At 70.3% G+C, this 19,089-nt stretch carries 17 protein-coding genes; 12 read left to right on the forward strand and 5 right to left on the reverse strand.

Annotation, left to right across the window (positions count from 1 at the left end):
* Positions 1-355 precede the first annotated feature (355 nt).
* The 5 genes from yihA to ACYQ8L_RS11225 all read left to right on the forward strand — a co-directional run bounded on the left by yihA (position 356) and on the right by ACYQ8L_RS11225 (position 6,357).
* Positions 356-937 carry a ribosome biogenesis GTP-binding protein YihA/YsxC gene (gene yihA / locus ACYQ8L_RS11205; RefSeq protein WP_459941884.1) on the forward strand — a complete coding sequence of 194 codons (582 nt, stop codon included), beginning with the start codon at positions 356-358 and terminating at the stop codon, positions 935-937.
* A gap of 233 nt (positions 938-1,170) precedes the next feature.
* On the forward strand, positions 1,171-1,893 hold the full coding sequence (gene cmk, locus ACYQ8L_RS11210; RefSeq protein WP_459941885.1) for a (d)CMP kinase: 723 nt from the start codon (positions 1,171-1,173) through the stop codon (positions 1,891-1,893).
* A gap of 144 nt (positions 1,894-2,037) precedes the next feature.
* Positions 2,038-3,789, forward strand: coding sequence for a 30S ribosomal protein S1 (locus tag ACYQ8L_RS11215; RefSeq protein WP_459941886.1), 1,752 nt, complete (start codon positions 2,038-2,040; stop codon positions 3,787-3,789).
* A gap of 124 nt (positions 3,790-3,913) precedes the next feature.
* Complete coding sequence (sppA, locus tag ACYQ8L_RS11220; RefSeq protein ID WP_459941887.1) at positions 3,914-4,789, forward strand: signal peptide peptidase SppA; 876 nt, start codon at positions 3,914-3,916, stop codon at positions 4,787-4,789.
* An 11-nt stretch (positions 4,790-4,800) separates the two neighbouring features.
* Positions 4,801-6,357, forward strand: coding sequence for an NFACT RNA binding domain-containing protein (locus ACYQ8L_RS11225; RefSeq protein WP_459941888.1), 1,557 nt, complete (start codon positions 4,801-4,803; stop codon positions 6,355-6,357).
* Between the two features lie 7 nt (positions 6,358-6,364).
* On the opposite strand, the gene ACYQ8L_RS11230 is transcribed toward ACYQ8L_RS11225, so the two are convergent.
* On the reverse strand, positions 6,365-7,030 hold the full coding sequence (locus ACYQ8L_RS11230; RefSeq protein ID WP_459941889.1) for a nitrite/sulfite reductase domain-containing protein: 666 nt from the start codon (positions 7,028-7,030) through the stop codon (positions 6,365-6,367).
* 170 nt (positions 7,031-7,200) lie between these two features.
* On the opposite strand from ACYQ8L_RS11230, the gene ACYQ8L_RS11235 reads away from it, so the two are divergent.
* Positions 7,201-7,425 carry a hypothetical protein gene (locus ACYQ8L_RS11235; RefSeq protein WP_459941890.1) on the forward strand — a complete coding sequence of 75 codons (225 nt, stop codon included), beginning with the start codon at positions 7,201-7,203 and terminating at the stop codon, positions 7,423-7,425.
* A gap of 55 nt (positions 7,426-7,480) precedes the next feature.
* Here ACYQ8L_RS11235 and ACYQ8L_RS11240 read toward each other — a convergent pair whose 3' ends face one another.
* Positions 7,481-8,989, reverse strand: coding sequence for a cobyric acid synthase (locus tag ACYQ8L_RS11240; protein ID WP_459941891.1), 1,509 nt, complete (start codon positions 8,987-8,989; stop codon positions 7,481-7,483).
* Between the two features lie 130 nt (positions 8,990-9,119).
* Between ACYQ8L_RS11240 and ACYQ8L_RS11245 the strand changes: the two genes are divergently transcribed.
* Together ACYQ8L_RS11245 and ACYQ8L_RS11250 are read left to right on the forward strand one after the other, a co-directional pair.
* Positions 9,120-10,175: a sensor histidine kinase gene (locus tag ACYQ8L_RS11245; RefSeq protein WP_459941892.1), complete on the forward strand. Its 1,056-nt coding sequence runs from the start codon at positions 9,120-9,122 to the stop codon at positions 10,173-10,175.
* Positions 10,172-10,333: a hypothetical protein gene (locus ACYQ8L_RS11250; RefSeq protein WP_459941893.1), complete on the forward strand. Its 162-nt coding sequence runs from the start codon at positions 10,172-10,174 to the stop codon at positions 10,331-10,333. The genes ACYQ8L_RS11245 and ACYQ8L_RS11250 overlap by 4 nt, the downstream gene beginning before the upstream one ends.
* Before the next feature lie 75 nt (positions 10,334-10,408).
* Here the strand turns inward: ACYQ8L_RS11250 and ACYQ8L_RS11255 are convergent, their stop codons facing one another.
* Together ACYQ8L_RS11255 and ACYQ8L_RS11260 are read right to left on the reverse strand one after the other, a co-directional pair.
* Positions 10,409-12,220, reverse strand: coding sequence for a DUF4382 domain-containing protein (locus ACYQ8L_RS11255; RefSeq protein WP_459941894.1), 1,812 nt, complete (start codon positions 12,218-12,220; stop codon positions 10,409-10,411).
* Between the two features lie 58 nt (positions 12,221-12,278).
* Complete coding sequence (locus ACYQ8L_RS11260) at positions 12,279-12,623, reverse strand: hypothetical protein (RefSeq protein WP_459941895.1); 345 nt, start codon at positions 12,621-12,623, stop codon at positions 12,279-12,281.
* A 369-nt stretch (positions 12,624-12,992) separates the two neighbouring features.
* On the opposite strand from ACYQ8L_RS11260, the gene lpxC reads away from it, so the two are divergent.
* The 4 genes from lpxC (at position 12,993) to ACYQ8L_RS11280 (ending at position 18,196) form a co-directional block, all read left to right on the forward strand.
* Positions 12,993-13,922 (forward strand): UDP-3-O-acyl-N-acetylglucosamine deacetylase, encoded by a 930-nt coding sequence (lpxC, locus tag ACYQ8L_RS11265; protein WP_459941896.1) that lies wholly within the window; start codon positions 12,993-12,995, stop codon positions 13,920-13,922.
* A gap of 160 nt (positions 13,923-14,082) precedes the next feature.
* Positions 14,083-14,670: a DUF4390 domain-containing protein gene (locus tag ACYQ8L_RS11270; protein WP_459941897.1), complete on the forward strand. Its 588-nt coding sequence runs from the start codon at positions 14,083-14,085 to the stop codon at positions 14,668-14,670.
* Positions 14,667-16,829, forward strand: a complete 2,163-nt coding sequence (locus ACYQ8L_RS11275; protein WP_459941898.1) for a sensor histidine kinase — start codon at positions 14,667-14,669, stop codon at positions 16,827-16,829. The genes ACYQ8L_RS11270 and ACYQ8L_RS11275 overlap by 4 nt, the downstream gene beginning before the upstream one ends.
* Entirely contained in the window at positions 16,826-18,196 is a 1,371-nt protein-coding gene (locus tag ACYQ8L_RS11280) for a sigma-54-dependent transcriptional regulator (RefSeq protein ID WP_459941899.1), read from the forward strand. The genes ACYQ8L_RS11275 and ACYQ8L_RS11280 overlap by 4 nt, the downstream gene beginning before the upstream one ends.
* Here the strand turns inward: ACYQ8L_RS11280 and ACYQ8L_RS11285 are convergent.
* A complete protein-coding gene (locus ACYQ8L_RS11285) occupies positions 18,193-18,849 on the reverse strand; it encodes a phosphatidylserine decarboxylase family protein (RefSeq protein WP_459941900.1) in 657 nt (218 codons plus the stop codon). The genes ACYQ8L_RS11280 and ACYQ8L_RS11285 overlap by 4 nt on opposite strands.
* Positions 18,850-19,089: the final 240 nt, after the last annotated feature.

Consider the following 19,089-nt stretch of genomic DNA (forward strand, 5'->3'; position numbering starts at 1 on the left):
CTATTCAGCCGCCGGAGCGACAGGTGGTGCCCGAAGTCACTTCGGTCCACGGTCGCCGGTCTCGCGGTCTCCGGTCGTTCGGGCCAGCGCCGGCGTTCCTGCGTGTGGGCCAAAGCCCAGCTCCTGGAGAAGAAGGCAGGCGGCCTGTGGGCGCTGCGACGGGATCGGTCCGGGCCGCCGGGAGGGGGGGCCCCTGGAAGAAACCGGGGGCTTGTGGCATCTTGACGGCCCCCCGGGGGCGCCGTGGAGCGAGGGGCCTCCCCGGCGGGCGCCGGGGACTTGGGATCGGTCGGGACCTCGGCTGCGGGGACACCCCAGAGGGAAGGAAGGTTTCGTGGCAGGCGGAAAGCCGGATGTGAGGTTTTGGAAAAGCGTGACCCGGTGGGAGGAAGCCGCCGGGGCGCCGTGGCCCCAGGTGGCGCTGGCGGGGCGGTCCAACGTGGGTAAATCCTCCATCGTGAACCTGCTGACGGGCCGAAAGGGGCTTGCCCGCACCTCGTCCACCCCGGGGAGGACCCAGACGCTGAACCTCTTCGTGGTGGACGAGCGGTTCGCCCTCGTGGACCTCCCGGGGTACGGGTACGCCAAAGCCCCCGTGGGCACCGTGCGGGCCTGGACCCGCACGGTGCGAGACTTCGTGGGCCGGTCGGACCGCCTCGTCGGGGTGGTGCTTCTGGCCGACATCCGGCGGGAGCCGGGGGATCACGATCTCGCGTTCGCCGACCTGGTGCGGGCGGCTGGGAGGCGCTTGGTCGTCGCGGTCACCAAAGCCGACAAGGTGGCCCGGGGCCGCCGGCCGGAGCACCTCAAGGCGATCGCGGCGGGGTTCGGCGTGCCGCCGGAGGATCTGGTGGTGACCTCGGCCCGTACCGGGGAGGGGAAGGCGGAGCTGTGGAAGGCCGTGCGGGGCCTGGTGGACATATTCCAAGGAGCCTAGGCTAGGCGGCTGGGCTGCTCGGCATCTAGGCGGCTAAGAACATTTGGGATTCCGGCGTCATGGCGCCGGCCGACCCGTGGGGGCGGCTTCCGTATCGGGGGCCAGAATTCAGAAGTCGGAGGTCAGAGAACCCCCTGTCGTCTGGCGTCTGTCCTCTGGCACCTGGCATGCCGCCGCGGGGGTGGGGCGCGTTTCGCTGTTCCCCGGGCGGAACGCCCGGCAGGTGAGATCCGATGACCGACGACCGCAGACCGACGACCGACGACCGACGACTCCTCGAGGTGGTGGCCATCGACGGGCCCTCGGGCGCCGGCAAGAGCACGGTGGCCCGCGCCGTGGCCCGGGCCCTGGGGTGGACCTATGTGGACACCGGGGCCATGTACCGGGCGGTGGGGCTGAAGGCCGACCGCGAAGGCGTGGCCCTCGACGACGACGCCGGGCTCGACGCCCTGTGTCGGATGACACGAATCGAGTTCCGGGAGGACGCGGAGGGCCAAAACCGGATCTTCCTCGACGGCGAGGACGTCAGCGAGGCGATCCGGGAGCACCGGGTGAGCGACCTGGCCTCGAGGGTGTCGGCTCGACGGCCGGTGCGCGAGGCCATGGGCCGGTACCAGCGCCGGTTGGGGGAGCGGAGGCCTTCGGTGCTCGAGGGCCGGGACATCGGGACGGTGATCTTCCCGGACGCGAGGGTCAAGGTGTTTCTGACGGCATCGGCCGAGGAGCGGGCCCGGCGCCGCACCGAGGAGCTCCGCCAGAGGGGCCAGGAGGTGGCGTACGAACGGGTGCTCGCGGACATCGAGGCCCGGGACCGGAACGACAGCTCCCGGGCCCACGCGCCCCTTCGCCCGGCCGAGGATGCCGTGGTGATCGACACCACGGGGCTCCCGGTGGAGGAGGTGGTGGCGCGGATCGTGAATCTGGTACGCCGCCCGCGTGGGCGCCCGCCGGCGTAGCGAAACCCGCTTTTTCCCGTTGTGTTACGAAAGGCGCGTGTGTTACCCTGCGCGACCGTGCCTGGGGCGGGGGCACCGAAATCCTGAACAAAGAGGCCCTTGCGGGCCTTTTTGAATCCAAACGGTAGGAGGATCGAGAACGACATGGTGGACCAGACGAACGAGACGGCGCATCCCGAGGAGCGGATGGAGGACTTCGGCCGGCTGCTCGAAGAGAGCCTGGGCGGCCCCGAAGAGGGCTCCGTGGCCAAGGGCCGGGTGGTGGACATCACCAACGACTACGCGGTGGTGGACATCGGGTACAAGTCCGAGGGCCTGGTGCCCCTGTCCGAGTTCCGCGGGGAGGACGGCAAGGCCCAGGTGCAGATCGGCGACGAGGTCGAGGTGCTCGTGGAGCGGCTCGAGGACGCCGACGGCATGGTGGTGCTGAGCAAAGACAAGGCCGACAAGATCCGCATCTGGGACGAGATCAGCAAGGCCGCCGAGGCCGGCGAGGTGGTCGAGGGCAAGATCGTGGCCCGGATCAAGGGCGGCCTGAGCGTCGACATCGGGGTGCGGGCGTTCCTGCCCGGCTCCCAGGTGGCCCTGCGGCCGGTGCGCCAGCTCGAGAAGCTCATCGGCGAGACCTATAAGTTCAAGATTATCAAGTTCAACCGTCGGCGCGGGAACATCGTGCTTTCCCGGCGGGTTCTCTTGGAGGAGGAGCGGGCGAAGCTGCGGGCCAAGACCCTCGAGACCCTTGAGGAGGGCGCCGTGATGAAGGGGGTGGTGAAGAACATCACCGACTACGGCGCCTTCGTGGATCTGGGCGGCATCGACGGGCTGCTGCACGTGACCGATATGAGCTGGGGCCGCGTGAGCCATCCCTCCGAGGTCGTGAACATCGGCGACGAGGTGGAGGTCAAGGTCCTCTCCTTCGATCGGGAGCGGGAGCGGGTGAGCCTCGGGATCAAGCAGCTCAAGCCCGATCCCTGGGAGAGCGCGGACGAGCGCTACCCCATCGGGTCCCGGATCAAGGGCCGGGTGGTGAGCCTCGCCGATTACGGCGCGTTCGTGGAACTCGAGCCGGGCATCGAGGGGCTCGTGCATGTCAGCGAGATGAGCTGGACCAAGCGGGTCAACCATCCTTCCGAGGTGGTGAAGGTGGGCGACGAGGTGGAGGTCATGATCCTCAACGTGGACATGAACCGCCGCCGGATCTCGCTCGGCATGAAGCAGTGCCAGCCGAACCCGTGGGATCTCCTGGAGGAGCGCTACCCGGTGGGCGCGGTGGTGCGCGGCCAGATCCGCAACATCACCGATTTCGGGATCTTCGTCGGCGTGGACGAGGGGATTGACGGCCTCATCCACGTGAGCGACATCTCGTGGACCAAGCGGGTCGGCCACCCCGCCACCCTCTACAAGGTGGGCGACGAGGTGGAGGCCGTGGTGCTCCACATCGACAAGGAGAACGAGCGGTTCAGCCTGGGCATCAAGCAGCTCACCCCGGATCCGTGGGCCGGCATTACGGCCCGCTACCGGGTGGGCTCCATCGTCACGGGCAAGGTCTCGAACATCACCGACTTCGGGGTGTTCGTGGAGTTGGAGCCCGGGGTCGAGGGCCTGGTGCACGTGAGCGAGGTCTCGAGCGAGAAGGTCGACGACCTGAAGAGCCTGCTGGAGGTGGGCCAGGAGATCCAGGCCGAGGTGCTCAATATCGACCAGGAAGAGCGCAAGATCAGCCTGTCGATGAAGGCCATCGAGGACGAGCAGGTCCGCGCCGAGAAGATGGCCCTGGACCAGCTCAACAAGGAGATGGCGGCCCAGTCGGCCACCACGTTGGGCGAGAAGATCCTCCTGGCGAAGCAGGCCAAGGAGGCCGAGGCGAACGGCGAGCCCGAGGCCGCCGAGGAGTAGGGGCCGGGGGCCGGGGCAGAGAGGCCCCGCGGGCAATCGGAGGAGTCAGAAAAGGCCGGGCCTCGCGCCCGGCCTTTTTCGTGGGCGAGAGACTCGCGCGGGAGTCGGCCCGGGGAGACGGGACATGCGGGGATGCTTGAAATTCGTCGCGATCATGCTGGCGGTGGTGGCGGGGGTGGCCCTGGCCGCGGGGGCGGCGTTGTGGTGGGCGGGGCGCGACGCGCTGCCGGTGGGGGAGAGGATCGGGGTAGTGGAGGTCAAGGGGTTCATCGCAGACGCGCGGCCGGCGGTGGAGGCGCTGCGGGAGTTCCGCAAAGACGACGACGTGAAGGCCGTGGTGGTGCGGGTCGAAAGCCCGGGAGGGGGCATCGCCCCGAGCCAGGAGATCCACGACGAGGTCCGGCGCACGGCGGCCGAAAAGCCGGTGATCGTCTCCATGGGGGCGCTCGCGGCCTCGGGTGGCTATTACGTCTCGGCGCCGGCCACCGGGATCGTGGCCCTGCCCGGCACGGCCACCGGCTCGATCGGCGTGATCCTCCAGTTCCAGGAGGTCCACGTCCTGTTCGACAAGCTGGGGCTCAGGACCCGGGTGGTGAAAAGCGGGCCCCTCAAGGACGCGGGATCGCCGTTCCGGGAGATGACCGACGAGGACCGGGCGGTGTTCCAGCAACTCATCGACGACCTCTTTCAGCAGTTCGTGGACGCCGTGGCCGAAGGCCGCCACATGGACCGGGAGGCCGTGTTGGCCCTGGCGGACGGCCGGGTCTACTCGGGCCGGCAGGCGCAGGCCCTGGGCCTGGTGGACCGGTTGGGAGGGTTTTGGGACGCGGTGGACTGGGCCCGGGAGCTCGCGGGGCTGCCCGAGGAGCCCAAGCTGGAGTACCGGCGCCGCGACCGGCGGGGGCTCCTCCGGTGGCTCCTGGGGGACGACGCCGACGCCCTGGCCCCCCTGGAGGAGGTTGCCGCCCCGCCCCTGCGCTACGCACTGCCGGGGTGGTGACCGAGGCCGGGATGGATCCCTGGGTCGTGGCCCGGATCGGGGCCGAGATCGGGCGGGATTGGCGGGGTGCCTGGGTGCAGGCCGCCTGGGCGTCCCCCGAGTGGGGGGCGGTGCTCCGGCTTCGGACACCGGGCCGCACGGGCCTCCTCGGCCTGTTCCTGGAGCCCCCGGGGGTCGGGCTTCTGGAGGCGCGGCCCCCGGCCCCCCCGCGGCCCCCGGGGGTCGCCGCCTACCTGCGGGCCCACGCCGTGGGCGGTAGGCTGGAGGACGTGGGCTGGGCCCGGTTCGACCGGGTGCTGTGGCTTTCGTTCCGCCGGGGCGACGACGGGTGCCGGCTCGTGTGGGAGGCGGCCGGCCGGGCGCCCGCGCTCCTCGCCCTCGGGCAGGACGGGCGCATCGGGGCGATATTGCGCGAGCCGGCCGGGCGAACGCGGCAGGGCATCGCCCCGGGCCGCACCTACGAGCCCCCGCCCGTCCCCGAGGGGATGCGGTTCCCGGACGAGTGCCCGGCCGAGGAGGTGCTACGGGACCTCGAGTCCGGTACTCCCATCGAAAAACGGCTGTTCGGGTTCACCCCGGCGCTCGCCCGGGAGCTGGAGCGCCGGCTCCGCGAGGGGGATGCGGCGGCGGCCTGGGCCCGGTGGCTCGGGGACTACGGCAGGCCCGGGCCCCTCTGGGAGTACCCGGACGGGCTTTCGGCGGTGGAGCGGACCGGGCCATCCGGGGTCCGCTGGGAGTCGGCCCTGGCGGCCGGAGGGAGCTGGCTCGCCCGACGATCGGCAGCTCCGGAGCCCCATCATTCGGGCGCCCGGGCGGGAGGCTCCGCCTCGAAGGCCCGGAAGCGGATCGAGCGGCGCATCCGGAACATCGAGGGGGATCTTGCAAAGCTGCCCGACCCGGCCGAGCTGCGCCGCCGGGCCGACGCCCTGGCCGCGAACCTGAACCGGGTCCGTGCCGGAGCGGAGCGGGCGGTGCTCCCCGATCCCTGGACCGGGGGCGAGGTGGAGCTGGAGCTGGATCCGGCGCTCTCCCCCGCGGCGAACCTGGAGCGCCTCTACCGGGCGGCCGCCAAGGCCGAACGGGCCCGGGAGATCCTGATCCGCCGGCTCGGAGAGGCCCGGGGCGAGCTCGCCCGGTTGGGGGACGGGGCCGAGACCCCGGAGCCCGGCCGCCCGGCGCGGACGGAGCCCGGCCGACCCTACGCCCGCTACCGCTCCTCGGACGGGTGGGAGATCTGGGTGGGGCGAAACGGCCGGGAAAACGACCGGCTCGTGCGGGAGGCGCGGCCGTGGGACCTCTGGCTCCACGCGAGGGACGCCGCCGGGGCCCATGTGCTCGTGCGCCTACCCGGCCGGGAGGCCCGGTGCCCGGAGCGCACCCTCCTGGAGGCCGCCGGCCTGGCGGCGCTCCGGTCCCGCCGGTCGGGTGAAACCGCCGTCGAGGTGATGGTGGTGGAGGCCGGCCGGCTCCGAAAGCCCAAGGGCGCCGCCCCGGGCCAGGTGCTCGTCCAGGGGGAGCGCACCGTGCGGGTCCGGCCGGGGTGGGGCACCCCCCGGCCAGAGGGTTGACCGCCCCTCAGCCCCCCAGCACCTCGTCGCGGAACGCCTCGAACCCCACCTGCTCCAGGATCTTCCCGAGGCGCGCGCGCTTGCCCTGGCGCTCGAACCACCGGACCACCCGCTCCACGATCTCCATCGCCTCGTCGGCGGACGCCACGTTGTCCACCAGCGGTTGGGCGAGGTGGGGCATGGGCCCGCCGTTCCCGCCGGCCATCACCTTCCAGCCCTTGGGGGTTCCGATGAGCCCCACATCCTTGATGCACACCTCGGCGCAGTCGATGGGGCAGCCGGACACGCCCATCTTGAACTTCCAGGGCAGCTCCCGGCCGTGGTACCGGCGGTCGAGCTCGAGCCCCAGGGCCACCGAGTCCTGGCGGCCCCGCTTGCAGTACGTGGTGCCGGGGCAGACCTTGACCGACCGCACGCACAGCCCGATGGCCATGCCCGGCTGTTCCCCCACGGCCTCCCAGGCGGCGTCCAGATCCTCGGGCCGGATGCCGATGATCGCTATCCGCTGGGCGCTCGTGATCTTGAGCGCCGCAGCCCCGAACCGCTCGGCCGCATCGGCGATGCGGCGGAGTTGCTCGGGGGTGGTGATGCCGCCGGGGATGTGGGGGGCGATCGCGTAGGTTTCGCCGTCGCGCTGCAGGATGGCGCCCTTTTCCAAGATGTCTTGAGCCATGGTGTCTCTCCTCCCGGTGGGAATGGATGGAAATGAACGCGTATAAATAACCAAAAATATCCCAAATAGCAACCCCGTTGCCCCGCCCCGGGGAACCTCCTTGACGGCACCGGCGCCGGTGATAGGGTGGGCTGCGTCGAACCGAGCCCCGAGCGCGCGGAGGAGCTATCATGTCCAAGGTCTACAAATGCGAAAGCTGCGGCGCCGTGACCACCAAGAAGGGGCACCTGTGCAAGCCCCAGCCCGTGGAGGAGGAGTGCGGGTACTGCGGCCAGAAGGTGGAGAGCCCCCGGCACGTGTGCGCCCCCATGAAGGCCCACCTGGACTACCAGTGCGAGGCCTGCGGCCGGGTGGCGGAGTCGGCCGATCTCCTGTGCAAGCCGAAGAAGATCTGAGCCCCTGCCTCGACGGGCGTGGCCGGCCCCGTTCCCCGCTTGGGGGGCGAGGCCGTCACACGTCCGGCGACCCTTCCAGGATCCGCCAGAGTTGCGGGAGGTCGAGGCTCCGGCGCAACAGGTCGGCCAGGCGGTCGTACCCTTCCTCCTTTTGGCGTGCGAAGGAGGGCGAGTCGGCGGCCCCCTGCCGGAACAGCGAAAGAAACGCCCTCCGGAACCCGTCGTTGTCGAAAAGGCCGTGGAGGTAGGTGCCGAAGACGCGACCGTCCGGGCTCACGGCCCCGTCGGGGTGCCAGGCTTCGTCTCCCCGCCGGCGAAGGTCCAGGAGCGGCCGGGCCTCCGGGCCGAGCCGGGTGCGACCCATGTGGATCTCGTACCCGTGGAGAGGGTCGCCTTCGGGAGCCCAGACCAGCGCGCCGGGCCGCAGCCGGGCCTCCGACTGGGCGGTGATCTTCTCGGGCTCCATCTCGGTCTCCACGTCCAGAAGGCCGAGGCCCCGCGCCTCGCGGTTCGCGCTCTCCACCCCGAGGGGGTCCCGCACCCACCGCCCGAGCATCTGGTACCCGCCGCAGATGCCGACCACGTAGGCGCCGCGCTTCCGGTTTTCCAGGATTTCGTCGGCGAGCCCCGACCGCCACAGGCCGTGGAGGTCGTCCACCGTGTTCTTCGACCCCGGCAGGATCACGGCGTCGGCCCGGCCCAGCCGCTCCCCCGGCCACACGAAATCGAGCCTTACCCCGGGCTCGGCCAGAAAGGGGTCGAAATCGGTGAAGTTGCTGATCCGGTTCGGCACCACCACCGCGATGCGCACGCCGCCGTCCCCGCCCCGGGCGGCCACCACCTCCCGGTGGATGCCGTCCTCCTCCTGGATGAAGATGTCGCGGAAGTAGGGGACGACCCCGAGGAACGGCCGGCCCGTGCGGGCCGTGATCTCCCGGAACGCCGGTTCCAGGAGCGAGGGGTCCCCCCGGAACTTGTTGATGAGGAACCCCCGGATCAGGTCGCGCTCCTCCGGGGCGAGGAGTTCCAGGGTGCCCACCAGGGACGCGAACACCCCCCCCTTGTCGATGTCGCCCACCAGCACCACCGGCGCCCCGACCTCCAGGGCGAACCCCATGTTCGCGAGATCTCCCTCCCGGAGGTTGATTTCGGCCGGGCTCCCGGCCCCCTCCACGAGGATCACCTCGAACCGGCGGGCCAGTCGGCGGAAGCTCTCGAGGGCCACCTCCCGGGCCCGGGGCTTGAACGCGTGGTACTCCCGGGCCTTCATGTTCCCGTAGACCTTGCCCTGGAGGATCACCTGGGCCCCCACGTCGGTGGTGGGCTTGAGGAGCACCGGGTTCATGTCGGTGTGGGGTTCCACCCCGGCCGCCTCGGCCTGGACCACCTGGGCCCGGCCCATCTCGCCGCCGTCGGCCGTGATGTAGGAGTTCAGCGCCATGTTCTGGGGCTTGAAGGGGGCCACCCGCACGCCCTCCTGCCGCAAAAGCCGGCACAAACCGGCAACGAGCACGCTTTTCCCGACGTCGGAGCCGGTGCCCTGGAGCATGAGAACCTTGGCCATCGCCACACCTCCTGAGAAAGGCCGCCTATTGTGACGGCCGGGGGTACCCGGGGCAAGGGAAACCCCCGCTTTCCCGAAGCGCCCGGGTCTGCTAGCATCGAGCGGTTCCAAACCAGGGGCGGAGGATTCCATGGGCGAACGGGAAGACCGGGAGAAGATCCGGGCCCTCGAGCTCGAGCGAGAGGCGTTGGCCGAGGAGGTGTGCCGGCTCCGGGAGCAGATCGAGCGGAACGGGGGCTGGGGGACCTGGGTGGCCTGGGAGGAGGCCGAGGCGCTTCTGGCCGAGGTGCTCCGGGAGGCCCGGGGGGAGGACCCGGCGATCGACTCGGCAGCGGAAGCCCGGCAGAAGCTCGCCGCCGGCCAGGCGCCGGCTCCGGATCTCGGGGAGGCGATGGAGCAGAGCCGGGAGCGGATCCTGGCCATCCGGGAGGCCCTGCGCGATCGGGACCGGCGGCTCGCGGAACTGCGGGGGCAGAAGGAAGAGCTCCTGAGCATCGTGGCCCACGATCTGCGAACGCCCCTGGTGGCCATCGGGGGATTCGCGCAGCTCCTCAAGCGCTCGGCCACGACCGACGGCCTGACGCCGCGCCAGCAGGAGTACGTGGACCGGATCCTCCAGGCCGTGGACGCGATGAACCGCCTCATCGACGACCTCCTGACGGCCCGGAGGCTCGAGCAGGGGCGCCTGCCGTTCGAGCCGCGCCCCGTGAGGTTGCGGCGGTTCGTCGAGGATCTGCTCCCGTTCCACCAAACGGCGGCCGAGGCCAAGGGGGTGACCCTTCGGGTCGAGGGCGAGGTCCCGGACGTGGAGATTACGGCGGATCCGGACCGGCTCGGCCAGGCCCTCGGGAACCTCCTCCAGAACGCCGTGAAGTTCACACCCTCCGGAAAAACGGTGCGGCTCCGGGTGGTCGCCGGACCGGAAGCGGTGCGGTTCGAGGTGGACGACGAGGGGCCGGGGATCGACCCGGAGACGATGCCCCACCTCTTCGACCGGTACCGGCAGGGGAAGCTTTCGCGCACCGTGGGCCGGGGGTACGGGCTCGGGCTCCACATCTGCCGGGAGCTCGTGGGGCTCCATGGGGGCCGGGTGGGGGCGGAGAACCTACCCCAAGGGGGGAGCCGGTTTTGGATGGAAATTCCGCGGACTGGGGGGGACGACAAGCCCAGGGAGGACGCATCGTGACCGACCCGACACGGGACAAGGCCCGCCGGGACCCGGGGGTGTTGGGGAACCGGCCCCGCTGGCAGAAGGCGCTCCACGTCGCCTTCTGGACCCTTCTGTTCTACGGGATGACCGCCGGGCTGGCGAAGTTCCTGGAATGGGTGGACCCGGCGAGGTAGGGGGGCCCGAACGGGAGCCCCAACACCGAGCGCCCGGCCGAGTGGCCGGGCGCTCGTGTGCTGGGGGGCTCGCCGTCAGCGCAGCCGCACGAAGATCTTCCGGGCCGTGAAAACCTGGCCCTCCACGTCGAACGACCCGAGGCCCGAGACGAACGCCGCGTGGCGGCCGGCCCCGAGTTGCCCTGCCAGGTAGCCCTCGAACGAGGCGTAGTCGTGATACACCCGGGTGGGCCCCCCGCGCTGGTGCACGGCGAACACGCCCCGGTCCGGGTCCTCCGGGATCACGGTGGGGGCGGGTTCGGGCTCGAGTTCGGTCGCGATGCCGCCGCGGAACACGTGGTGGAGGCGCCCCGCGTCGGTGAGGTCGAGGGTGAGGCCGTCGGCGCCGGCCGTGAGTTCGGTCGCGCTCGTGCGCTCCCATTGCACCCGGAGCCGGGCCGTGGCGTTGGAGTAGTCGGCCACCGTGAGGGCGTCGAAGTCCGGGGGCGCGGCGCCAAAGGGGCTCACGAACCCGAACACCCGCACGGGAGCGCCCACGTCCAGGTCGGGCAGCGCAAGACCCGCGGTGTTCACCTGGTAGTCGTTCGGGTCGGCGTCGTCGCCCTCGGTCGCCCCGGTGCCCGAGAAATCGAACCGGTCCGGGTTTCGGCCCTCAATGTGCTCCAGGTCGAGCCGAAGCTCGCCTTCATCCTTCCCCAACACCTCCCCCGCGATCCGGGTCACGAGCATCCGGATATGGGTTGCCTGGAAGACCGGGGTGCCCTCGTCCTCCGAGTACGTGCCGAGCACCGCGACCCTCTGCCCCACCGACACATCGTCCACGGTGTAGGCGCCGTTGGGGTCGAGTTCCCGGGTCACGGTGGTCTCATCGGTCCAGGTCACGACGACGTCCTGGTTCAGGTAGAGGGCGCCGAGCGACCGGTCGAGGGTGCCGCCCCGCACCGTGAGGCCCTCGGCGTCCCGCCCCACCACCACGCCCACGAGCCCATCCCGGTCCCCGCCGGGCACGCTCGTGCCGGCGTAGACCTCGGTGGCCCGGAAGGTTTTCGCCGTAAGGTCGACGTTCCCTTTCGCCACCACGGCGGTCCCGGGCTGGGAGGTCGCCAGCAAGGCGAACCCGTCGGCGCCCGTCGCGGTGGTGCCATTTACCTCGAACACGGTTTCGTCGCCGGTGTAGACGGTCAGGGTGCCGAGGTCTCGGCCGTGTTTGTGGCGCGACGGCCGAACCGCGATACGAAAACTCATCGCCTCCTCGTCGACGGAGACGAGCGCGCCCCGGATCCGGTGCGGTTTGGTCTCGTCCGGGTTGGCTTCTGCCACGAGCACAGGCTCAACCGTCACCCGTGCCGGCGAGGTGGAGAGGTCCACCTCGTGGGTCGCGTCTAGGTTGAAGTCCAGAGTGAGCAGCGCCGGAACACCCGGGGCGATGACCAGATGGTGTCGGTTGTCGAGTCGAACCTCTAGGTCTATGGTGCCATCAAGCGGGTTCCCGTCAGAGTCGTAGGGATCGGCGGAGACGGGGTTCCCGTCGCTTCCCTCCAGGACGATGTCGGCGTTCGAATAATCGAGGGTCAGTTTGGCCGCCACGTAGGCCCCGTTGGGAACCGTGGCGGCGGTGACGAACTCGGTGAGATCCGTGAGTTGGGCAAAATCGATCCGGGTCTCAAGCGGCACCGTCGTGACCTCGGTGCCGTTGGCCCGGGTGAGCTCCAGTTGGGTCACGTCGACCTCGTAGCGCAGGAAGTCCCCCGGGGCGTCGGTGAGGCCCACGAGGAGCTCCCCCTGGTCTGTGGATGCCGAACCGGACCCGCCGCCCCCGCAGGCGGCGAGCGCCAAAGCGGCCGCAAGGCCAAGGCCCAGCCAGACGAAGAACGCTCTTGCTTTCATGGTGCTTCCTCCTTGCGTCTACGGATTTGCGCTTCGTGCGTCGGTTGAGAGTGGACCCCTATCTGAGGTCCCACAGCCCCCTCAGGTCCTCCCTTCGTTCCTTGCGAAACTCCATCCGATCCTGTCTCCGCTCCCGTTGAAAGTCCCGGATGTCCTCGCGGGTTTCGTGTCGAACCGCCTGGCGTTCGGCCGGGGTGTCGGCGTGGCGCCACGCCCAGCGGTTCTCTCGCATCTCCTCCCGAAACCGGCGCCGGTCCTGGGCGCGGTCGCGGTGGAACGACACCACGTCGGCGTGGCGGTCGTCCCGAAAGGCCCTGACCTCTGCCGGGGTGGGGCGCTGCCACGCCGGCGCGGCGGTGGCCGCACCGAGGGCCAAGATCGTGGCGAGAACGAGTTTCCGCATGGTGGTCCCTCCTTTGTGGATTGGTTTACGGGTTGGATCGCCGCGGCGCGTTGTGGCCCTTGAGACGCGCCGGGGGGCGGCAGGGTTTACCCGGCGGCAGGGCGGGGGGCTGGGTTTGGATTCGCCGCCACCCGTCGGGCCGGTAGCTGTTGCCGATTTTCCACGACCCTCGGTCCGGGCCGTGGTCGTTTTGCCACTCCACGGGACCCCCGGGGGGAACGCGGCGCCTCTCAACGCCTTGTGGACACAAGGGTTTTACCTGTTTTGAATGGTCTTGGCTCTGTTTGGCATGGTCCTTGCTCCTCCGCTGTGCCCGTGACGGGCGCGTGCGCCCGGTTCGGTTTGATTCCGCAAAGGAGAGCGTTCCCGATGGATCATCGCTGGCAGCACACGCTGAGCCGCACGATTGCCCTTGAAGGGGTGGCCCTGCACTCGGGCCGGCGGACCCGGGTGCGCATCACCCCGGCACGGCCCGGGTACGGACTTCGGTTCGTGCGCACCGACCTCACGCCCCGGGTGGAAATCCCCGCGAAGAGCCGCTATGTGACCGACACCTCTCTGGCCACCGTGGTGGCGCGTGACGGGGCCGAGGTGTCGACGGTGGAACACTGCCTGGCCGCGTTGGCGGGGCTCGGGGTGGACAACGCCCGCATCGAGGTGGACGGACCCGAGGTGCCGATCCTCGACGGCAGCGCCCTGCCCTACGTCAACGCGATCCTCTCCGCGGGGTTGCGGCGGCAGGAGCGCCCCCGCCGGTTCCTGCGGGTCGAGAAGCCGATCCGGGTGCAGGACGGCGACAAGTTCTGCATCCTGCGGCCCGCCCCGGGATTCCGCGTCACCTACTCCATCGACTTCGGCGGCCGGTTCCCGGGATCCCAGCATTACTTCCTCGATGTCACGCCCCAGGGGTTCGCGGGCGCGGTGGCCTCGGCGCGGACCTTCGGGTTCCTCCACGAGGTGGAGTTCCTCCGAAAGAACGGCAAAGCCCTCGGCGGAAGCCTGGAGAACGCCGTGGTCGTGGAGGGGGACCGGGTACTCAATCCCGAAGGGCTTCGCATGCCCGACGAACCCGTTCGCCACAAGGTCCTGGACGCCATCGGCGACCTGGCCCTCGTCGGCCACCCGATCCAGGGCCACCTCATCGTCCACAAGGGCGGACACGCGATGCACGACCACCTGGTGAAGGCGCTCCTGGCGAGGCCGGACGCCTGGTCGCTTGTGGAGGCCGAGGCCGAGGCCCCGGTCCGGCCCGCGTTTCCCCGCCCGGTGGGGGACTCCCTGGCCCCGGCGCCCGCCTGAGCGTCCTTTCCCTCGAGACCCCTCGACCGCCGGTCCGGCAGCGTTTGGGCCGGCGGTTTCTTGTGTCCGCCGCCAGCGGCCAGGGCGGCTTGTTACCGGGAACCTCCTCGCCTTAGAATCGGACTCTTTGGGCGGCCGTGGGCCCCCAGGGAGTCCCGCGTTGACGTATTGGCGTCTCATCCTCTTCGCGTTGCTTCTGCTCCTTGCCGGTGTCGGAGGGCCGGTCGGGGAGCCGTGCGCCGCGGAGACGCCGGTGCCCTATGTGACCGACGTGCGGCTCGAACGGGGGCCCAGGGGGGATCTCCTGGTGTCCTTCCGGGTGGAGAAGGCCCTCGTTCCCCAGTTGCGGGAAACGTTGGAGAGCGGGCTTCCCGTGCGGTTCACGTTCTGGGTGCGGGTGGACCGGCCCAAAGCTTGGGCCCGGGACGAGGTGCTGGCCGACCTTCAGCTCACGCGCACCTTGGAAAAGAACAACCTCCAGAACCGGTTCCACGTCACCTTTGAGGACGGGTCGGAGGGGCCCGAGGTGCCGGAACTCGAAAAGGCCGTGGACGCGCTGGCCCGGGTGGAGCGGTTGAGCCTCCTGCCCCTGGACGCCCTCAGGGGCCCGCCGGCCTTCCTGCGGATCCGGGCCCGCCTGCAGGAGTTCCAGCTTCCGTTCCGGCTCCACCGCATCCTGCCGTTTGTGGGGCTCTGGGACGTGGAGACCCCCTGGTACGTGGTCGAGGTGCCGCGGGAGTTGCCATGAGGTGGCCCAAGGGTCCCCTCCGGCGTCCGGCGGTGCTCCTGGGGCTGGGCATCCTCCTGGTCCTCTGGGGGATCCTGGCAGCCGTGCTGTGGCGTTCGATGGGGCTCGGGGGGGCCTCGGTGGGGGAGAGCCTCGGGTTCTTCGCCCTCGTGAACCTCCACATCCTGCTCCTGCTCCTGCTCCTTTACCTGTGCCTTCGGAACCTCACGAAGCTCGTGTTCGAGTGGCGGCGGGGCGTGCTCGGCGCCCGCCTCCGAACCCGCCTCGTGTTGGCCTTCCTCGCCATCACGGTGATCCCCACGGCGCTCTTGTTTCTCGCGAGCGCGGGGTTTCTGGCCCGGAGCATCGACAGTTGGTTCAGCGACCGGGTGGAGGGCGCGCTGCGCCAGGCCCTCGAGGTGGCTCGGGCCTACTACCGCGAGCAGGAGGAGCAGGCCCTCGAGGCCGCGCGGCTCCTGGCGAAGACCCCGGCCGAGGAGGCGATAGCCCGAGGTGTAGAGAAAACAGGAGCCGCGGCTGCGTACCTCCTGGGCCAGGACGGACGGATCCGGGCCCAGGCCGCCCACCCCGACCGCCCAACGGCCCCGCCGCCGGGCCCGGGGAGCCCTCCGGTGAAGGAGGCCCTGGAAGGGAAGGAGGGAGCGACCCTTCTGAAGACCGACCGGGGCGACTTCATCCGGGCCGTGGTCCCCGTGGCCGGCGCCGGCGCCCTGGTGGTGGACCTGTACCTGCCGGGCCGGACCCTGGAGCGGCTGGAGGACATCACCGAGGGGTTTGAGGAGTACCGGCAGCTCCAGATCCTTCGGACCCCGATCAAAGTGAGCTACATCCTACCCCTCCTCCTCGTGGCCCTGCTTCTCGTGTTCGCCGCGATCTGGTTCGGGTTCTACCTGGCCCGGGGGATCACCGGGCCGATCCAGGCGCTGGCCGAGGCGACCCTTCGGGTGGCGGGGGGCGACCTCAACTTCGAGCTCGAGGTGCCGAGCCGCGACGAGGTGGGCGTGCTCGTGGCCTCCTTCAACCGGATGACCCGAGACCTTCGGGCGAGCCGGGAGGAGGTGGAGCGGGCCCAGGCCACGTTGGAGCGGGCCAACGCCGAGCTCGAGGAGCGCCGCCGGTACATGGAGATCGTGCTGAGCCGGGTGACCGCTGGGGTGGTGAGCGCCGACCCCCAGGGCCGGATCACCACCGTGAACCCCGCGGCTTGCGATCTCCTGGGCCTGCCGCCCGACTGCGTGGGCCGGATGTACAGCGAGGTGCTGCCGGCCGAGGTGAACGCGGCCCTGACCGAGATCGGACGGGAGTTGGAGCGCTCGCGCCACGATACCATCCAGCGCCAGGTCACGGTGGAGCGCGAGGGACGCCGAAGCACCCTGATGGTCCACATGACCCGGCTGCGGGACGACGAGGGGCGGCACCTGGGCACGGTGGCCGTGGTGGACGACCTCACGGACCTCGTGTTGGCCCAAAAGGCCCGGGCCTGGCAGGAGGTGGCCCGGCGCATGGCCCACGAGATCAAGAACCCCCTCACCCCGATCCAGCTCTCGGCCCAGCGGCTGCGGCGGAAGTACGCGGATTTGTTGGAATCGGCAGAGGGGGCGGTGCTCGACGATGCCACCCGCACCATCGTGGCCCAGGTGGAGGGGCTCAAACGCCTGGTGAACGCCTTTAGTCGGTTCGCCAAGATGCCCGAATCCCGGCCGGCGCCCGAGGACCTGAACCGGATCGCGGACGAGGTGGCGGGTCTCTACCGGCCGGCCCACCCGGAGATCCGGTTCGAGGTCCGCCTGGATCCCCAACTGCCCACCGCGCTCGTGGACGCCGAACAGATGCGCCGGGTCCTCGTGAACCTGCTCGACAACGCCGTGGCGGCCCTGGCCGGGGTGGAGGAGGCCTGGGTCGAGGTGGTCACCGACTACGACCCCGCGGCCCGCAGGGTGCGGGTCTCGGTGGCCGACAACGGCCCGGGCTTGAGCCCCGAGGCCAGAACCCGGCTGTTCGAGCCCTACTTCTCGACCAAAGAGGGGGGAACCGGGCTCGGGCTGGCCATCGTGAAAAGCATCGTCACGGACCACGGGGGAACGATCCGGGTCCAGGACAACCGGCCCCGGGGCACCCGGTTTGTGATCGAACTTCCGCTCGACGGGACGAAGCCATGAGCCGAACGATCCTGGTGGTGGACGACGAGGAGGCGATCCTGGCGACCCTGAGGGGCGCCCTGGAGGACGAGGGGTACGAGGTGGCCTCGGCCGGAAGCGGGGAGGAGGCCCTGGAAGGCCTCGACGCGGCCGATCCGGACGTGGTGCTCCTGGACGTGTGGCTCCCCGGCATCGACGGGGTCGAGGTGCTCCAGAAACTGCGGGAGCGCGACCCGGACCTTCCCGTCATCATGATGTCGGGCCACGCGACCATCGAGACCGCGGTCAAGGCCACCAAGCTGGGGGCCTACGACTTCATCGAGAAGCCGTTGAACCTGGACCGGCTGCTGCTCACCATCGAGCACGCCGTGAGGGCCCGGCGGCTTTCCGAGGAGAACCGATACTGGCGCGAACGCTGGGGCCGGAGCCCCGACCTCATCGGCGAAAGCCCCGCCGTGCGGGAGCTCAAGGAGCAGATCCGGGTCGTGGGGCCGACCCGGGCGTCGGTGCTGATCACCGGGGAAAACGGCACGGGGAAGGAACTGGTGGCCCGGGCGGTCCACCGCGCCAGCCGGCGGCGGGACGGCCCCTTTGTCGAGGTGAACTGCGCGGCCATTCCCGAGGATCTGATCGAAAGCGAGCTCTTCGGTCACGAAAAGGGGGCCTTCACCGGGGCCACGGCCCGGCGGCGGGGCAAGTTCGATCTGGCCGACGGCGGCACCTTGTTCCTCGACGAGATCGGGGACATGAGCCTCAAGACCCAGGCCAAGATCCTCCGGGTGATCCAGGAGATGCGGTTCGAGCGGGTGGGGGGCACCAAGACCCACGAGGTGGACGTGCGGATCATCGCCGCCACCAACAAGGATCTGGAGGAGGAGATCCGGGAGGGCCGGTTCCGGGAGGACCTCTATTACCGGCTGAACGTGGTGCCGATCCACGTGCCGCCCCTGCGGGACCGGGCCGAGGACATCCCGCTCTTGTTCCGGCACTTCGTCGAGGAGTACTGCCGCGAGGAGAACCGGGAACCGGTCGAGGTGGACGAGGCCGTGTTCTCGGTGCTCCAGGCCTACCCGTGGCCCGGGAACGTGCGGGAACTCAAGAACGTGGCCGAGCGGATGGTGATCCTGTGCCGTTCCGACCGGTTAACAGTAGAAGACGTGCCCCCCGCCGTGCGGGGCCAGGGAACGGGCTCGGGGGGCGCCGGGGGAACCGTGAAGCCGGGGCTCGGGCTCCGGGAGGCCCGCCGGCAGTTCGAGCGGGACTACATCGCCCGCCATCTCGAGGAGGCCGGCTGGAACGTGCCCCAGGCGGCCGAGGCGCTCGGCGTGGACCGGTCGAGCCTCTACAAGAAGATGAAGGAACTCGGGATCGAGGTGCCCGGGACCTAACCCTCGCCTTCCCCCTCGGGACGGACCCCGGGGATCCGCGCGATCACCGTGGAGCCGCCCTTCACCTTTTGGCCGGGCTGCACCCAAAGCTCCACCCACTCGGGCAAAATCACCTCGGTGCAGGAGCCGAGCTTGATCAGCCCGAACCGCTCCCCCTTCCGGAGCCGGTCCCCCGGCCCCACCCGGCACACGATCCGGCGGGCCAGCATGCCCGTGATCTGATGGACCACCGTCCGGATCCGCCGCCCTTCGATCCCGATCGTGTTTCGTTCGTTGAGCTCCGAGGCGTGGTCCCGGAACGCGGGGAGCATCTTCCCCTGCCGGTAGGTCTGGAAGAGCACGGTCCCGCCGATGGGGGCGCGGTTGATGTGCACGTTGAACACGTTGAGAAAGATCGACACCCGCACCCCCCGGCCGCCCAGGAACGGCTCGTCCACCGTGTCGATCCGGAGCACCTTGCCGTCGGCGGGAGACACCACGAGGTCCGGGTCGGGCGGGATCACCCGGTCGGGATCCCGGAAGAAAAAGGCCACGAAGGCGGCGAGCGCCAGGGCGAACCAGGCGAGCGTGGACCAACCCAGCAGGCCGAACACGGCCGCCGCCGCGACGAGCTTCCAAAGGTAAGGCCACGCATCGGGTGCGATCGGGAGCATCGGGTCGTTCCTCCGGCACGGTGGGTCGCAAGGAGTCGGTGTTTATAGCAGAGGCGCACGGCGGGGGGAAGCGTGCGGGTTGCCCCCCGGCCGGCCGGGTTCGTATGATGTGGGCCGGGAAGGAGGGGCACAATGCGTGTGGGAACCACCGGGAGAAAGGGAACGGCCACGGAACCCCGCCGCCGGGGATCGTGGCCGTTGTTTTTCGCGATGGGGACGTCCCCGGCCGGGGGCACGATT

Source organism: Deferrisoma palaeochoriense (genome assembly GCF_054656955.1).

Bases quoted from the DNA above. Each gene is read 5' to 3' on its own strand.
- ACYQ8L_RS11255 (WP_459941894.1), bottom strand. From the start codon at position 12,220: ATGAAAGCAAGAGCGTTCTTCGTCTGGCTGGGCCTTGGCCTTGCGGCC.
- ACYQ8L_RS11225 (WP_459941888.1), top strand. From the start codon at position 4,801: ATGGATCCCTGGGTCGTGGCCCGGATCGGGGCCGAGATCGGGCGGGAT.
- ACYQ8L_RS11240 (WP_459941891.1), bottom strand. From the start codon at position 8,989: ATGGCCAAGGTTCTCATGCTCCAGGGCACCGGCTCCGACGTCGGGAAA.
- ACYQ8L_RS11245 (WP_459941892.1), top strand. From the start codon at position 9,120: ATGGGCGAACGGGAAGACCGGGAGAAGATCCGGGCCCTCGAGCTCGAG.
- ACYQ8L_RS11280 (WP_459941899.1), top strand. From the start codon at position 16,826: ATGAGCCGAACGATCCTGGTGGTGGACGACGAGGAGGCGATCCTGGCG.
- ACYQ8L_RS11230 (WP_459941889.1), bottom strand. From the start codon at position 7,030: ATGGCTCAAGACATCTTGGAAAAGGGCGCCATCCTGCAGCGCGACGGC.
- ACYQ8L_RS11235 (WP_459941890.1), top strand. From the start codon at position 7,201: ATGTCCAAGGTCTACAAATGCGAAAGCTGCGGCGCCGTGACCACCAAG.
- lpxC (WP_459941896.1), top strand. From the start codon at position 12,993: ATGGATCATCGCTGGCAGCACACGCTGAGCCGCACGATTGCCCTTGAA.
- ACYQ8L_RS11275 (WP_459941898.1), top strand. From the start codon at position 14,667: ATGAGGTGGCCCAAGGGTCCCCTCCGGCGTCCGGCGGTGCTCCTGGGG.
- ACYQ8L_RS11285 (WP_459941900.1), bottom strand. From the start codon at position 18,849: ATGCTCCCGATCGCACCCGATGCGTGGCCTTACCTTTGGAAGCTCGTC.
- ACYQ8L_RS11215 (WP_459941886.1), top strand. From the start codon at position 2,038: ATGGTGGACCAGACGAACGAGACGGCGCATCCCGAGGAGCGGATGGAG.
- ACYQ8L_RS11260 (WP_459941895.1), bottom strand. From the start codon at position 12,623: ATGCGGAAACTCGTTCTCGCCACGATCTTGGCCCTCGGTGCGGCCACC.
- cmk (WP_459941885.1), top strand. From the start codon at position 1,171: ATGACCGACGACCGCAGACCGACGACCGACGACCGACGACTCCTCGAG.
- sppA (WP_459941887.1), top strand. From the start codon at position 3,914: ATGCGGGGATGCTTGAAATTCGTCGCGATCATGCTGGCGGTGGTGGCG.